Consider the following 15229-nt stretch of genomic DNA (forward strand, 5'->3'; position numbering starts at 1 on the left):
CAAAGCGAATCGTATTTACGATGTAAATACTAGGTTAAGCTACAAAGAGCACACGGAGGATGCCTAGGCGCCAGGAGCCGACGAAGGACGTGGCGAACAACGATAAGGCCTCGGGGAGCTGTAAGCAAGCTTTGATCCGGGGATGTCCGAATGGGGAAACCCGGCTGTCTTCATCGACAGTCACTTTCTGCTGAATACATAGGCAGAATAGAGGCAGACCAGGGGAACTGAAACATCTAAGTACCCTGAGGAAGAGAAAACAATAGTGATTCCGTCAGTAGCGGCGAGCGAACGCGGATTAGCCCAAACCAAGGAGCTTGCTCCTTGGGGTTGTGGGACGTCTCACATGGAGTTACAAAGGAACCGGTTAGATGAAGAGGTCTGGAAAGGCCCGCCAGAGAAGGTAAAAGCCCTGTAGTTCAAAACTTGTTCTCTCCGAGACGGATCCCGAGTAGTGCGGGGCACGTGAAACCCCGTATGAATCCGGCAGGACCATCTGCCAAGGCTAAATACTCCCTGGCGACCGATAGTGAAGCAGTACCGTGAGGGAAAGGTGAAAAGCACCCCGGAAGGGGAGTGAAATAGATCCTGAAACCGTGTGCTTACAAGAAGTCAGAGCCCGATCTATGGGTGATGGCGTGCCTTTTGTAGAATGAACCGGCGAGTTACGTTCCCGTGCAAGGTTAAGGTGAAGAGCTGAAGCCGCAGCGAAAGCGAGTCTGAATAGGGCGATCTTGAGTACGTGGACGTAGACCCGAAACCGGGTGATCTACCCCTGTCCAGGGTGAAGGTGCGGTAACACGCACTGGAGGCCCGAACCCACGCATGTTGAAAAATGCGGGGATGAGGTGGGGGTAGCGGAGAAATTCCAATCGAACCCGGAGATAGCTGGTTCTCCCCGAAATAGCTTTAGGGCTAGCCTCGGAAAAAAGAATCGTGGAGGTAGAGCACTGATTGGGTGCGGGGCCCGCAAGGGTTACCAAGCTCAGTCAAACTCCGAATGCCATAGATTTAGTTCCGGGAGTCAGACAGTGAGTGCTAAGATCCATTGTCGAAAGGGAAACAGCCCAGACCATCAGCTAAGGTCCCCAAGTGTGTGTTAAGTGGGAAAGGATGTGGAGTTGCACAGACAACCAGGATGTTGGCTTAGAAGCAGCCACCATTGAAAGAGTGCGTAATAGCTCACTGGTCGAGTGACTCTGCGCCGAAAATGTAACGGGGCTAAACACACCACCGAAGCTATGGCTTGATGCTTGCATCAGGGGTAGGGGAGCGTTGAATGCGGGTTGAAGGTGTACCGTAAGGAGCGCTGGACTGCATTCAAGTGAGAATGCCGGTATGAGTAACGAAAAGATCTGTGAGAATCAGATCCGCCGAAAGCCTAAGGGTTCCTGAGGAAGGTTCGTCCGCTCAGGGTAAGTCGGGACCTAAGGCGAGGCCGATAGGCGTAGTCGAAGGACAACAGGTCGAAATTCCTGTACCACCGTAATCCGTTATGAGCAATGGGGTGACGCAGTAGGGTAGTGACGCGGACTGATGGATGTCCGTCTAAGCAGTGAGGCTGGTGTGTAGGCAAATCCGCACATCGTAAGGCTGGGCTGTGATGGGGAGCGAAAATTATAGTAGCGAAGGTCATGATCTCAGACTGCCAAGAAAAGCCTCTAGCCAGGAGAAGGTGCCCGTACCGCAAACCGACACAGGTAGGCGAGAAGAGAATTCTAAGGCGCGCGGAAGAACTCTCGTTAAGGAACTCGGCAAAATGACCCCGTAACTTCGGGAGAAGGGGTGCCTCGGTAGGGTGAATAGCCCGAGGGGGCCGCAGTGAAAAGGCCCAAGCGACTGTTTAGCAAAAACACAGGTCTGTGCGAAGCCGCAAGGCGAAGTATACGGGCTGACGCCTGCCCGGTGCTGGAAGGTTAAGGGGAGTGGTAAGCCTTCGGGCGAAGCTATGAACCGAAGCCCCAGTAAACGGCGGCCGTAACTATAACGGTCCTAAGGTAGCGAAATTCCTTGTCAGGTAAATTCTGACCCGCACGAATGGCGTAACGACTTGGGCGCTGTCTCAACGAGAGATCCGGTGAAATTTTAATACCTGTGAAGATGCAGGTTACCCGCGACAAGACGGAAAGACCCCATGGAGCTTTACTGCAGCTTGATATTGAATTTGGGTACGATCTGTACAGGATAGGTGGGAGCCGTAGAACTTTGAGCGCCAGCTTGAAGGGAGGCATCCTTGGGATACCACCCTGATCGTATCTAGGTTCTAACTTGGTACCGTGATCCGGTGCGAGGACAGTGTCAGGTGGGCAGTTTGACTGGGGCGGTCGCCTCCTAAAGAGTAACGGAGGCGCCCCAAGGTTCCCTCAGAATGGTTGGAAATCATTCGAAGAGTGCAAAGGCAGAAGGGAGCTTGACTGCGAGACCTACAAGTCGAGCAGGGACGAAAGTCGGGCTTAGTGATCCGGTGGTACCGCATGGAAGGGCCATCGCTCAACGGATAAAAGCTACCCTGGGGATAACAGGCTTATCTCCCCCAAGAGTCCACATCGACGGGGAGGTTTGGCACCTCGATGTCGGCTCATCGCATCCTGGGGCTGAAGTAGGTCCCAAGGGTTGGGCTGTTCGCCCATTAAAGCGGTACGCGAGCTGGGTTCAGAACGTCGTGAGACAGTTCGGTCCCTATCTGTCGTGGGCGTAGGAAATTTGAGAGGAGCTGTCCTTAGTACGAGAGGACCGGGATGGACGTACCGCTGGTGTACCAGTTGTTCCGCCAGGAGCACCGCTGGGTAGCTATGTACGGAAGGGATAAGCGCTGAAAGCATCTAAGCGTGAAGCCCCCCTCAAGATGAGATTTCCCAATTAGTAAGACCCCTTGAAGACGACGAGGTAGATAGGTTGGGGGTGGAAGTGCAGTAATGCATGGAGCTGACCAATACTAATCGGTCGAGGGCTTATCCTAAGAATAAAACGCAAATGAGTTTCGGATCCAGTTTTCAGGGTGTAACCTTGAAAGTATGTACAAGTGACATACGACAAGCGCATGGCTATTCATTCACACGATAAGTGATGAAGCGAATAACCGTACGATAGAATTTGCATAGCAAATTCATGTTTGGTGGCGATAGCGGAGGGGTTCCACACGTACCCATCCCGAACACGACCGTTAAGCCCTCCAGCGCCGATGGTACTTGGACCGCAGGGTCCTGGGAGAGTAGGACGTCGCCAAGCAACAAGTAAAGAGGACCATGATCTCATTGAGATTATGGTTCTTTTTTTGCATATACGTATACTTTAGAAATATCCTTACAAAAGGAAGGTAACATTTTTGTTACGGAATGTAAGAGTAAACCCTGTATAATATAGGTATTGAATCCCATACACACACGCTGCATTATTGCAGAATTATGCAAACTCCATCATAGGATTTTGTATAGTCAATCAGGCTGGTAAGGAGGGAAGATCATGCGGCGAAATAAATGGCTTGCTCTATTGGTGCTATTCAGTGTCGCTGTCGCGATTCTTACCGGGTGCGTGGAGGAGGAGCCTTCTTGGACATCGTTTGAGGGTGCTGCCAATGAGAAGACGTTTCCGGTTCCCAAAGAAGCTAGTAAAACCGATCGGGCCAGCAGTAATTCGGACATGGACTATGTTCGCTATGCACTGCCAGCATTGAAGGAAAGTGATAGTCTACCTGCTCCTTATCTAGAGGAGATTGCAGCTTGGGGCTGGACTGAGGAACCGAATTTATCCACCTCGAATCAGAAGGTGTTTCAGAAAAATAAACACATGGTGCATTTATCTGTGCATGATGGTTCTTTTACTGTATTGGTTCCAAAAGACAGAAAGGCTGTTGTGAAGAGCAAAAGCGTGGATCTTAATTAGGAACACGGTTTTCAACCGAGTAAGCAGCATAGGATTTATTGTAGATCATATTTTTAGTAAACTCATAGCGTATTGTATGCTGTGTATAATGATGAATGAAGAGATCGGATATGGGGAAGCACTCAGAACTGCCGTTGAGTAGGGAGTGGCTTCCTTTTATATATTTGCATGTTGATCAAATGCTCTACATGAATAACGAGGATAATGATGAGGAAAAGTTTACTTGATAAGCGAATATAACGATTATAGTTGTTAAGTCACAAAAAAAGGAGTAACCGGTTGAGGTTGCTCCTTTTTTATTGCTTCGGTCTATATGGGTGTAGGTTAGTTCAGACCTGAATTTTCTATCTGTACAGATAATGAGTGGTTAAATTTACTGTTGATAATATGAGGCATCTTCATCGGTAAACTTCAACATGCCATCTTTTCTCTCGCCTGTAAGCCGACTGAGGATGTATAGACGCGGTGCAATAAGCCATAGATGCCAGAAGAGTAAGGATACAGTAAAAGCTGGTGGAGACCAGAGAATGAATACGGCTGATAAGCAGATACCGATCCAGAGGGTATGTATGTGCACACGACGAAAGATGCTATAGCCTATATACTGGTCTGTCATATAGCCTAGCCAAGGTAATTTACGATGGAATGCCCAGCGTTTGCGGAAGGATGTTCCGCCACCGATGTATAGGACAGATCGTGAGATTACGAAGTGTACCCATAAGGTTAGGAAAAAGGCAAGAGCAAACAAAAACACGCTAGTCCAGGAAAAGGCAAGAAGCAGAAAGAGAAGCATAATAATAGGTAATGTGATGTGACTCCATATTAGTTGACGCGGTATACTGATTTTTTTAATGAGCTTGTAGTGATAGTAGGTAGCTTTGGTTCCGGTTTCCTCTGTCATGCGAACAGTCCTTTCATTAATCTACTGCATCACAAGTGGCTTCCCGTCCACAGCCGGAAAAAGGGACGGTACTTCGCTCATGCCGCTTTAAATAAGCATTTAATCGTTTTTGTAGAAATACAGAATGATCAACATCCAGTGTTAGCTAGCCTACTCTATAATTACTGGAAAAGCTATCACTGATGAAGTGTTCAAGAGCTCCGATGAAAGGGTATCCATACATAAGAGCTTTTCTTATTATATCGGCATAGACGGCTGTTTTTTAAACATACGGGGTACAAACACCATAATGGCCCAGAAGGAATATATATAGAGTATATCGTCGAACTGGGCTATGAAAAGGTTTAAAATAGTAGAAAGTGCCCCATACTAATAGTAAAAGAAACAAGGTGGGATGGATATGCATGATCAAGGCGGCCACCGCTGCATTATATGCGGGCAGCACAAGCATGAAGGCATTTTTATCGTTTCCGAGTTTATCTGTGATACGTGTGAAGCTGAAATGGTGCACACAGATGCAACTGATGCCAAATATCATTTTTTTATTGATCAATTAAAGCAAATCTGGGTACAGAAAAATGCATAATATCCTTTGCTAATTAGTCTTTGAAGGATTGGCATTCCAAGGTCTGTCGATACGGGCCTTTTTTTCTGTGAGTAAAAGTAGGATTCCGCTTGATTTTACGATAAAATAAGGTAGATATAAAGCTTTGTTTGGAAGGATTGCAGAATGATGGGGAAAAAGGCGGTACATGCACCATTAATGGAAGCTCTAATACGTTACCGGACTCAGGGCAATGCTTCTTTCCATGTACCCGGTCATAAAAATGGACAAGTATATGAGCATGAAAATATTGCGTCTCTGTTGCAAGAAGTGATGTCTATTGATGCGACAGAAATTTCTGGACTGGATGATTTGCATCACCCAGAAGATGTGATTCGTGAAGGGCAGGGACTGGCTGCAAAGTGCTTTGGTGCTGAGGAGAGCTTTTGGCTAATTGGAGGAAGCACGGTCGGTAATTTGGCTATGATTTTAACTGTATGTACGGAGCCGGGAGATCTACTGCTGGTACAGAGGAATGTACACAAATCTGTCCTGAACGGTCTCATGCTGTCAGGGGCTAACGCGGTATTCCTGGATCCGGAAATAGATACACTAAGCGGACTGGCGGTTGCCCCAACGACGGATACAATAAAGGCTGCACTGAAGGCCTATCCTTCGGCTAAAGGGGTGTTACTTACACTACCTAATTACTATGGAATGGGGCATGACCTGACGGCAACGGCTAAGGCCTGTCATGCAGCCCATGTGCCGCTATTGGTAGATGAGGCACACGGTGCCCATTATGGGCTGCATCCTCGTTTGCCAGCCTCTGCGCTATCCTGCGGGGCTGATGTAGTCGTCCAGTCGACACATAAAATGCTTCCAGCCATGACCATGGGGGCCATGTTACATGTGCAGGGAGAGAGAATCCATCGGGAACTGCTTCGTCAGCGGTTGGCGATGGTGCAGAGCTCTAGCCCTTCTTATCCGTTAATGGCTTCACTGGATTTGGCAAGATGGTATATAGAGGCGTATGGAGCGGATGCTTTTACAGTGGGCTTAGCGGCGGCAGATGCTTTTAGAAAGGGCCTGGAGCAGCTCCCACGCTTTCGCTTGCTAGAACCTACACAGCAGGTACTAGAGAGGAAAGGCGCTCACAGGGGAATCTCTGAGGTCCTAGAAAGGGCTGAGGAGGGAATAAGCGGATATTCAACCCAGGACCCTTTTAAATTGGTGCTGTATGATACATGGGGGATACTGGATGGGTTTGGACTCAAGCATGAGTTGGAGACTTATGGATGTACTCCAGAGATGAGCGACGAAAAACATGTTGTTTTATTGTTTACGTTAGGCTCTACGCCTAAGGATGCGAGTCACCTGTTGCAGGCTCTTGTGCATATAGATAATGATATAAGATTTAAGGAGACGGCTGGTGAGCCGGGGGCAACGGAAAAAGAGCTGCAAAGACTCGAATTAGATTTTTCCACGTGGAACAATGATAGAATGAAGGGATACTCTAGTCCGGTGCCGTTTGGACTTCGACCGATTAGCCCGGATCAGATAGAGAACGTGTCTGTAGAGGATTCCGCTGGCAGGGTAGCGGCTGAAATGATTATCCCGTATCCTCCAGGTATTCCGCTGTTATATACAGGAGAAACGATCACAGAAGCGATTGCACTGCGGATGAGTCGTCTACGTGAACTGGGAGCCAAGTGGCACGGGATAGCAGATGAAGGTATGCTTACAATTCGGGTATTCCGTTTACAATAAAGATTAGATACTAGAGACTTAACAAATACAGAAGACTGAATAAAAGAAGCATACGTAGCCTGTGGGTGACTTTTATTTTTCAGGCAGGAAAGCAGGGAATAACATGAATCGCAAAGGCATTTTTATCACACTGGAGGGGGGAGACGGCTCCGGTAAAACAACTATGATTCAACGGCTGGCGAAGTTTATGGAGGAAGAAGGCTATCCAGTCATCACGACGAGGGAGCCGGGAGGCATCGAAATTTCCGAAAAGATTCGCTCTATCATTTTGGACCCTGCTCATACCAGTATGGATGCTCGAACAGAGGCACTTTTATACGCGGCGGCGCGGCGTCAGCATTTGGTGGAGAAGGTAAAGCCGGCTATTGAACAGGGAGCTATCGTATTATGTGATCGTTTTGTGGATAGTAGCTTGGTCTATCAAGGATTTGCAAGAGGGATCGGAATTGAAGAGGTAGCTTCAATTAATCGCTTCGCGGTTGATGATTGGGAGCCGGATGCCACATTTTATCTGGATATTGAGCCCGAATTGGGATTGGCAAGAATTAATGCGTCACGAGGAGCAGAAATGGACCGTCTCGACATGGAGAGTATATCGTTTCACCATAAGGTGCGAGAGGCATATTTGGAGTTGGCTCGCAAATTTCCGGAGCGAATTACAATTGTTGATGCATCTCCGGCGCCAGAGCAGGTGGAGCAAGTATTGAGGGATTTGCTGAAAAAGCGGTTTGTTCAGAATTTTAGCATATAATTGTCGAAGGATATACGGTAAAATTGAGCTAGGGACAAGGTTGTCTCTAATATGACTTGAAGGAGGAATACAGGATGAAGCTGATTATTGCGATTGTACAGGATAAGGACAGTAATAGATTATCCAGCGGACTGGTGAAAGCTAATTTCCGTGCTACCAAATTGGCGAGCACAGGAGGATTTCTGCGTGCAGGTAATACGACATTTATGATCGGTGTTGATGACAATCAGGTGGACTCATTAATGAACGTCATTCGCAGCAGTTGCAAGGTTCGTGAACAGCTGGTCACACCCGTTACCCCTATGAGCGGGACGACGGATTCCTATTTACCGTTACCTGTTGAAGTGCAGGTGGGTGGAGCGACGGTATTCGTGATGCCTGTAGACCGTTTCGAGCATTTCTGAATCTACACAATAGGGCCTATTCTGCCGATATGATAGGGGAATCGCCTGTATCTTCTCACATGATGGGAGTGAGGGCAGATCACTAAAACGGCAGCGCTACAGCGCAGTCCCCGGAAAGCCGAAGAAACCCTGAGTTCTAGTTTGAACTGTTCATGAAGGGGGCAAGTGGAAGCATCCGGGGAGAAAGCAGGTTTATATGAAAATAAATCCGGGCTATCGCCCTTTACAAAGTACATTGTCTACAAATGAAATGAGTGCAAAGCCAATTCAGCCCAAGAGCTTCTCCGACGTTATGCAGCAAAATGGGGAGCAGGCTTCGCAGGAGGAATTGAATCGGCGCTTTAAGGAAATACAAATGCAGGGAGATCGTCTTGCACGTTCAATGACGATTCGTGAGCTGAAGGCTTATAAGATGCTGGTTAAACGGTTTTTGGAAGATACAGTTCGGCGAGGCGTGTCCATGAAGGACACAAAGGGTTGGGATCGCCGGGGACGCAGCAAACGTTATAAGCTGATTGATGAAGTGGATGAGCTCTTGCTCAAAATGGCGGATGAGCTGCTTGAAACTGAACAAGGCAAGATTGAGCTTTTGCAAGGGGTCGGTGAGATCAGAGGATTGCTGATTAATCTCTCATTTTAATGCAGACTTATGTTATAAATGAATACAGACGGGCTGTTGCCACGAAGAAATAATCTGCTTGCTGATCATGCTGGCAGATTATTTTTGACTATGTATATGTGGGCAGACGTGATACGGAAATAGCAGCAGTTGCCCCGAAAAACGAGGATTTGAAGTTGGAATCATGAAAATAGCAACAAAGTTTGCCCGGAAGAACAACGGTTTGCTGAGGGATCACAGTTGTTTTCAGTGGAGAAAGTGAGGAAATATGTCTTTTCAACATATAATGGGCCAGGATGTAGCCAAAAAAATGCTGCAAAGTGCACTACGGAATCATACGGTCAACCATGCCTATGTTTTTAGCGGGCCGCCGGGAAGCGGGCAGATGAACATGGCGCAGATCTTTGCTAAGGCTTTATTTTGTGAGCGACAGACGGATGATGCATGTGGGGAGTGCTTGTCGTGCCGTAAGGTAGAGCACGGGAATCATCCAGATTTGCACATTGTAGAGCCGGATGGAGCTACGATTAAAATTGATCAGATTCGCGGGCTTCAACGTATATTTTCTTACAAATCTGAAAGCTCCAATCCGAAGGTATATATTATTCGACAGGCGGATACCATGACAGTGCAAGCTGCTAATAGCCTACTTAAATTTCTAGAGGAGCCCCAGATTCCAGTGGTCGGCATACTCATTTCTGAAAATGGACAGGCGTTGCTGCCTACGATTCAATCACGGACGCAGCAGGTTCCTTTCCACGCTTTACAGCCAGAAGTGATGATGCAGGCGTTAATTGGGGAAGGCTATACGGCAGGGCTTGTCCGGTCGGTCGTTCATATTGCTTCAGGACTGGAATCATGTAGAGAAATTCTCCAGCAGAATTGGTTTGCAGAAATTAGAAACGTAGTGTTACAATTAGTGAAGGAGTCCATGAGTCGGGGGAGCTCGTCTATTATTCTGGCTCAACAGAAGATTTTTAAAACTGGACTTTCTGAACACCTGGATATTCTGTTTCATCTGTTTCATTTGTGGTTTAAGGATATGCTTCATTTCCGTTACGGAAGGCACGAAAGCATTGTTTTCATAGATCATTTGGAGTCCGTCTCCAAATTGGCAATCACCCGCAGCACGGAACAATGGGTCTCTTATATGGATTTGGCCGCGAATTGCAGGAAGAAGCTCCGTTTTCACGTCAACGGGCAATTATGCGTGGAGCAGCTTCTGATTGGGTTGTCCGATACAAGCGGTTCTATCACCGGCTAACAGGAAGGCGCGCTTGTTCCACTCTGCACAATCCGCGACGCCAGGTTCCCGGTTTGTGCGACAGTGAGACTTCAATTGCGGCCATTCGTACAATGTCGGCTTCAAATGAGGTTTAGTGGCATACAAGGGGGTTAATTTTTGTATAGTGTAGTGGGTGTCCGTTTCAAGAAGGCGGGCAAGACTTATTATTTTGATCCGCTGGACCTTCCAGTGGAGAAAGAAAACTGTGTCATTGTAGAGACCGCGCGCGGTATTGAATATGGCAAGGTTGTAGTGGGCAAAAAAGAGGTAAATGATTCGGATGTTGTCCTGCCCTTAAAAAAAGTCATTCGTATTGCTGGGGATGATGACGCTCTTGTTGTAGAAGAGAATAAATTGGCGGCCAAGGATGCATTCGGCACGTGTTTAAATAAAATTAAAGACCATGGCCTTAAAATGAAGCTGGTAGATGTGGAATTTACATTTGACCGCAATAAGATCATTTTTTATTTTACGGCAGAGGGTCGGGTGGATTTTCGAGAGCTTGTAAAGGACTTGGCCAGTATTTTTCGTACACGGATCGAGCTGCGGCAGATCGGCGTACGGGATGAGGCTAAAATGCTTGGCGGAATCGGACCTTGTGGACGTATTCTGTGTTGCTCCTCATGGCTGGGGGATTTTGAGCCGGTATCTATTAAGATGGCGAAGGATCAGAGTTTGTCGCTGAATCCGACGAAGATTTCCGGGTTGTGCGGGAGATTGATGTGCTGCCTCAAGTTTGAACATGATAACTACGAAAGCATGCGAGAAGAGCTACCTCAGGTGGGTAAGATGGTTATCACCTCTTTGGGAGAAGGTAAAGTCGTAGGTGTGAATGCAGGTCATCGCACGGTGCATGTTCAACTGTTTGAGATCAGTAAGGTCAAGGAACTTCCAATGGACGATGTAGTCGTCAAGTAAACCATTAGGTTGCTTCGGGGTGGAAACTTGGATAAATTAAATGTTTTTGCGCGTATTCACGAAATGGAAACCCAAATGGGACAGTTGCATAGCGATCTGGGTGAATTGAAACTGGCAGTAAAAGAGCTGCTGGAGGAAAATCAACGACTAACGATTGAAAACGAACAGGTGCGCAAGATGCTCAAACGTGAAACCTCTGGAGAAGAAAAGACGGCAAACAAGCCGAAGCTTCCTCCTCCGATCGTCATTAAGGATGAAGGGCAAACGGGTGAGGTCGTGGGTGAAGGCTACGACAATCTAGCAAGGCTGTATCATGAAGGATTTCATATATGCAACGTGTATTACGGACATTTGCGAACGGAAGGCGATTGCCTCTTCTGTCTGTCATTTTTGAATAAATAAAAACAAGCCGTAGGAGTAAGATGCCTACGGCTTTTTTGTAAGGAAGTATGAGTGAAAAGCGATTTTGGTTATAAAAGATGGGAGAGCACTATGGACGAAAATGAAAAGAAGTCTGAACGAATTGATGATTTACTTTCACATAATTTGCGCATTATCCAAAGTGATGAAGTATTCAGCTTCTCGATGGACGCGGTCTTGCTGGCACGTTTTGCCGGTATTCCGCAGCGTGGAAAGATTCTGGATCTGTGTACTGGCAATGGGGTTGTCCCGTTGTTGCTAACGACACGAACAAAAGCATCTATTGAAGGAATTGAGATTCAACCACGCTTGGCAGATATGGCTAGACGTAGTGTCAGCTTGAATGGATTAGAAGCAGCAATTCAGATTCGGGAAGGGGACCTACGTGAGCTGGTTCACATCACGGGACATGGTGTTTATGATGCGATTACCGTGAATCCCCCCTATATGCCGCTAAATGGTAGCGATATCAAGCTGAATCCTCACCAGGCAATTGCCCGTCATGAAGTGAACTGTACACTGGAAGAAGTCATTCAGGCATCCACCCGGCTTGTCCGTAATGGGGGCAAAGTATCCATGGTTCATCGCCCGCAGCGATTGGGTGAGATTATAACATTGATGCGTAATCATAGTTTGGAACCCAAACGAATACGTTTTGTTCACCCACGAGTTCATATGGAAGCCAATATGGTACTGGTTGAAGCATTACGTGACGGCAAACCGGAGGTTCGTCTGTTGCCTCCGCTCATTGTATATCAGGAAAATGGGAATTATACTCAGGAAATAAGAGATATCTATGGAGAAGTAAGCAAGGGGGATTCTGTGTGAAAGCAGCTGTACAAAAAAGCTTTAGTAACAGCGAAGAAGAACGGGGAAAGTTGTATCTTGTTGCAACACCCATTGGGAATCTGGACGATATGACCTTTAGGGCGATTAACACCTTAAAATCATGTAGTATTATTGCTGCCGAAGATACGCGGCAGACACGCAAACTGCTCACCCATTTCGAAATTACACCGGATATGCTCTTCAGTTATCATGAACATAATAAGGCTGCCAGTGGGCCTGAACTGATACGTTATATAATAGAAGGAAAAAATTTGGCACTGGTTAGTGATGCAGGTCTACCGGCCATTTCTGACCCTGGTTCGGATCTGGTCAAGCTGGCACTGGAAGCGGAAATTAGCGTCATTCCTATCCCAGGAGCAAATGCAGCACTATCGGCTTTAATTGCCTCAGGACTGGATACAGAAAGGTTCACCTTCGCTGGCTTTCCACCACGGGAGAAAAAGGACCTAGAGAAGCTGTTGCTATCGTTTCAGGTATCTCACGGCACAATTATTTTTTATGAATCGCCTCACCGCATTGTGAAGACATTGATGGTGTTGAAGGAAACATTAGGTTCACGCAAAGTGGTGCTTGCGCGTGAGCTAACCAAGCTGCATGAGGAATGGGTGCGAGGAACCGTGGAGCAATGCCTTGCTAAACTAGAGGAGAATCCGCCAATTGGTGAATATTGCCTGGTGGTTGAAGGAAAAGACGAAGAGGAAGAGGAACAGGAACGTCAGGCGTGGTGGCAGTCCTTATCTTTGGAGTCCCACGTCGCACATTACGAGGCAGAGGGACTTACACGCAAGGATGCAATGAAGCGTACAGCCACAGATCGTTCAATCTCCAAGAGGGATGTTTACAACGCACTCTTATGAATATCTGTCTGAACAAAAAAGGGCCTTCCAACGGTTGGGTTCAAACCGTGGAAGGCAACAAGGAGTATATATGAAAAAGGTTAGAATTAACAATATCTGATAAGTCTATTATATACTAAAATTCTCAGTTTGTCACAGGTGTTGGGATTTCAGAAATGCAATCTTGGCAAACAATTTTCCCTTTGAAGTAAATTACGTTCTCAGCATTGCCGCAGAAGATACAAGCAGGCTCGTATTTTTTAAGCATGATGCGTTCGCCATCAACATAAATTTCCAAAGCGTCTTTCTCTCCGATTCCCAGGGTACGACGCAATTCGATTGGAATAACAACACGTCCGAGCTCGTCAACTTTTCTTACAATACCAGTGGATTTCATCATAATAAATCAGGCTCCTCTCGCCGTTTAAAATAATATAAGTGTCATGATTCGACAAAATTTTCTCTTTTCTGATATTTACTATACCAACGATTCCCAAAACAGTCAACCTTAAAAATGTAGTAACAGTCTGATTATGCAAAAGTATTTAGATTAAAGACCTTTACTCATGTGTATTGCCTTATCTTATTGATGATTTATTCAGTTTGTCGATTTGGAAATGTCGAAAAACTATAATTCGACATATTACGACAAATAATGTCGAATGAAGGAAATCATTTAGGATTTTATTGTATTTTAATCCATTATTCCGAATATTAAAGGAGCTGATATCTTGCACCAGCCACTCAGTGAAGAAAAAGTTTTTAAAGACCCGGTACATAATTACATCCATGTTCAGGATACTGTGATATGGCGGTTGATCAATACGCCGGAGTTCCAACGTTTACGGCGCATACGGCAGTTAGGCACATCGTATCTTACGTTTCATGGAGCGGAGCATAGCCGTTTTTCACATTCATTGGGCGTATATGAGATTACGAGACGTATTATTTCTCAATTTGAACGTGGAGATTTCCCAGATTGGCCGAAGGAGGAAAGGCTGGTTGCTCTATGTGCAGCTTTATTGCATGATGTGGGGCATGGCCCATTTTCTCATTCAATTGAGGAAGCCTTTCATATGAACCATGAGGATTGGACATGCCGCATTGTACTGGGAGACACGAAGATCAACGCTGTGCTACGGCAAGTCGACGAAAAGCTTCCACAAAAGGTGGCTGCGGTTATAGCCAAAACGTATGATAAGCCAATCGTTGTCAACTTGGTAACCAGTCCGCTAGATGCTGACCGTATGGATTATTTGTTGCGGGATGCTCATTCGACAGGTGTCAACTACGGCACAATTGATTTGGATCGTATTTTACGACTGCTACGTCCTCATAATGGGAGAATTGTTGTGAAGGAATCAGGCATGCATGCAGTAGAAGATTATTTAATGTCACGCTACCAGATGTATTGGCAAATTTATTTTCATCCTGTAACACGCAGCTCGGAAATCCTTTTACGTAAAATTTTCAAGCGAGCAAAGGAATTGTTTAAAAACGGATATGAGTTTGGTTTTCTGCTGGACCCGCTGCCGGATCTGTTGAAAGGAGAGCTTACAGTAGAGCAATATCTGATGCTCGACGAGTCATTAATCCAGACCGTATTTAGCCAGTGGAAACGAGAAAAGGACGAAATTTTAAGCGATTTGAGCAGCCGTTTTATGGACCGTAGATTGTATAAATATGTAGAGATTGAAAATATGGATACAGATACCATTGACAGTATTAGAGAAGCTTTGAAAGAGGCTGGTTTGCACCCTGAATATGATTTTGAAATTGATTTTCCGACAGATCTTCCTTATGATGTGTTTCGGCAGGGTGGCTCGACGGACAACCAGATTTTACTGCTTGGACGTCAGGGCGAGGTGAGTGAAATATCCGAAGTTTCGGAAATTGTGCGCTCAATAAGTGGTATTCACCGAGGAAAATATCATATGTATTTTCCCCAGAATAAATTGAACGCGGTAAAAGACAGGCTTCCTGCCGAAATAAGGAATTATTTTGTCAAAGAATAGACAACTATATAGAAATGTAAGTAAAAAAAGGAGAT

General features: G+C 46.2%; 14 protein-coding genes and 2 rRNA genes. 14 read left to right on the top strand and 2 right to left on the bottom strand.

Annotated elements, in window-relative coordinates:
* Nucleotides 1-32: 32 nt before the first annotated feature.
* The 3 genes from JOE49_RS05880 to JOE49_RS05890 all read left to right on the top strand — a co-directional run bounded on the left by JOE49_RS05880 (nt 33) and on the right by JOE49_RS05890 (nt 3882).
* Nucleotides 33-2959, top strand: a 23S ribosomal RNA gene (locus JOE49_RS05880).
* Between the two features lie 152 nt (nt 2960-3111).
* Nucleotides 3112-3228: ribosomal RNA gene (rrf, locus tag JOE49_RS05885) — 5S ribosomal RNA — on the top strand.
* A 234-nt stretch (nt 3229-3462) separates the two neighbouring features.
* Nucleotides 3463-3882 (top strand): hypothetical protein, encoded by a 420-nt coding sequence (locus tag JOE49_RS05890; RefSeq protein WP_013308104.1) that lies wholly within the window; start codon nt 3463-3465, stop codon nt 3880-3882.
* Nucleotides 3883-4255: 373 nt separating this feature from the next.
* On the opposite strand, the gene JOE49_RS05895 is transcribed toward JOE49_RS05890, so the two are convergent.
* Complete coding sequence (locus tag JOE49_RS05895; RefSeq protein WP_023986421.1) at nt 4256-4783, bottom strand: hypothetical protein; 528 nt, start codon at nt 4781-4783, stop codon at nt 4256-4258.
* A gap of 400 nt (nt 4784-5183) precedes the next feature.
* Between JOE49_RS05895 and JOE49_RS05900 the strand changes: the two genes are divergently transcribed.
* The 10 genes from JOE49_RS05900 (at nt 5184) to rsmI (ending at nt 13200) form a co-directional block, all read left to right on the top strand.
* On the top strand, nt 5184-5369 hold the full coding sequence (locus tag JOE49_RS05900) for a sigma factor G inhibitor Gin (RefSeq protein WP_023986422.1): 186 nt from the start codon (nt 5184-5186) through the stop codon (nt 5367-5369).
* A gap of 144 nt (nt 5370-5513) precedes the next feature.
* A complete protein-coding gene (locus JOE49_RS05905) occupies nt 5514-7097 on the top strand; it encodes an aminotransferase class I/II-fold pyridoxal phosphate-dependent enzyme (RefSeq protein WP_209940726.1) in 1584 nt (527 codons plus the stop codon).
* Nucleotides 7098-7200: 103 nt separating this feature from the next.
* The gene (gene tmk / locus JOE49_RS05910; protein WP_068938708.1) at nt 7201-7848 is read left to right on the top strand and encodes a dTMP kinase; all 648 of its coding nucleotides are present in this window, start codon (nt 7201-7203) and stop codon (nt 7846-7848) included.
* 74 nt (nt 7849-7922) lie between these two features.
* Entirely contained in the window at nt 7923-8252 is a 330-nt protein-coding gene (locus tag JOE49_RS05915) for a cyclic-di-AMP receptor (protein WP_007427998.1), read from the top strand.
* Nucleotides 8253-8448: 196 nt separating this feature from the next.
* Nucleotides 8449-8892, top strand: coding sequence for a YaaR family protein (locus JOE49_RS05920; RefSeq protein ID WP_013308108.1), 444 nt, complete (start codon nt 8449-8451; stop codon nt 8890-8892).
* A gap of 247 nt (nt 8893-9139) precedes the next feature.
* Nucleotides 9140-10135, top strand: coding sequence for a DNA polymerase III subunit delta' (holB, locus tag JOE49_RS05925; protein ID WP_023986424.1), 996 nt, complete (start codon nt 9140-9142; stop codon nt 10133-10135).
* A gap of 138 nt (nt 10136-10273) precedes the next feature.
* Entirely contained in the window at nt 10274-11074 is an 801-nt protein-coding gene (locus JOE49_RS05930; protein WP_013308110.1) for a PSP1 domain-containing protein, read from the top strand.
* A gap of 27 nt (nt 11075-11101) precedes the next feature.
* Nucleotides 11102-11476, top strand: coding sequence for a DNA replication initiation control protein YabA (gene yabA / locus JOE49_RS05935; protein WP_025722558.1), 375 nt, complete (start codon nt 11102-11104; stop codon nt 11474-11476).
* 90 nt (nt 11477-11566) lie between these two features.
* The gene (locus JOE49_RS05940; RefSeq protein WP_023986426.1) at nt 11567-12322 is read left to right on the top strand and encodes a tRNA1(Val) (adenine(37)-N6)-methyltransferase; all 756 of its coding nucleotides are present in this window, start codon (nt 11567-11569) and stop codon (nt 12320-12322) included.
* Nucleotides 12319-13200 (top strand): 16S rRNA (cytidine(1402)-2'-O)-methyltransferase, encoded by an 882-nt coding sequence (gene rsmI / locus JOE49_RS05945; RefSeq protein ID WP_209940727.1) that lies wholly within the window; start codon nt 12319-12321, stop codon nt 13198-13200. Before JOE49_RS05940 ends, rsmI begins: the two co-directional genes overlap by 4 nt.
* A 124-nt stretch (nt 13201-13324) precedes the next feature.
* Here rsmI and JOE49_RS05950 read toward each other — a convergent pair whose 3' ends face one another.
* Entirely contained in the window at nt 13325-13579 is a 255-nt protein-coding gene (locus JOE49_RS05950; protein ID WP_007428005.1) for an AbrB/MazE/SpoVT family DNA-binding domain-containing protein, read from the bottom strand.
* Nucleotides 13580-13910: 331 nt separating this feature from the next.
* Here JOE49_RS05950 and JOE49_RS05955 point away from each other — a divergent pair, with 331 nt between their 5' ends.
* Nucleotides 13911-15194 (top strand): HD domain-containing protein, encoded by a 1284-nt coding sequence (locus JOE49_RS05955; protein ID WP_160788588.1) that lies wholly within the window; start codon nt 13911-13913, stop codon nt 15192-15194.
* The last annotated feature ends 35 nt before the right edge of the window (nt 15195-15229 follow it).

Source organism: Paenibacillus sp. PvR133 (assembly GCF_017833155.1).
Taxonomy (GTDB): domain Bacteria; phylum Bacillota; class Bacilli; order Paenibacillales; family Paenibacillaceae; genus Paenibacillus; species Paenibacillus polymyxa_B.

What these genes read in the sequence shown, in the direction of transcription:
- JOE49_RS05890 (WP_013308104.1), top strand. Translation starts at nt 3,463, where the DNA reads ATGCGGCGAAATAAATGGCTTGCTCTATTGGTGCTATTCAGTGTCGCT.
- JOE49_RS05895 (WP_023986421.1), bottom strand. Translation starts at nt 4,783, where the DNA reads ATGACAGAGGAAACCGGAACCAAAGCTACCTACTATCACTACAAGCTC.
- JOE49_RS05900 (WP_023986422.1), top strand. Translation starts at nt 5,184, where the DNA reads ATGCATGATCAAGGCGGCCACCGCTGCATTATATGCGGGCAGCACAAG.
- JOE49_RS05905 (WP_209940726.1), top strand. Translation starts at nt 5,514, where the DNA reads ATGATGGGGAAAAAGGCGGTACATGCACCATTAATGGAAGCTCTAATA.
- tmk (WP_068938708.1), top strand. Translation starts at nt 7,201, where the DNA reads ATGAATCGCAAAGGCATTTTTATCACACTGGAGGGGGGAGACGGCTCC.
- JOE49_RS05915 (WP_007427998.1), top strand. Translation starts at nt 7,923, where the DNA reads ATGAAGCTGATTATTGCGATTGTACAGGATAAGGACAGTAATAGATTA.
- JOE49_RS05920 (WP_013308108.1), top strand. Translation starts at nt 8,449, where the DNA reads ATGAAAATAAATCCGGGCTATCGCCCTTTACAAAGTACATTGTCTACA.
- holB (WP_023986424.1), top strand. Translation starts at nt 9,140, where the DNA reads ATGTCTTTTCAACATATAATGGGCCAGGATGTAGCCAAAAAAATGCTG.
- JOE49_RS05940 (WP_023986426.1), top strand. Translation starts at nt 11,567, where the DNA reads ATGGACGAAAATGAAAAGAAGTCTGAACGAATTGATGATTTACTTTCA.
- JOE49_RS05950 (WP_007428005.1), bottom strand. Translation starts at nt 13,579, where the DNA reads ATGATGAAATCCACTGGTATTGTAAGAAAAGTTGACGAGCTCGGACGT.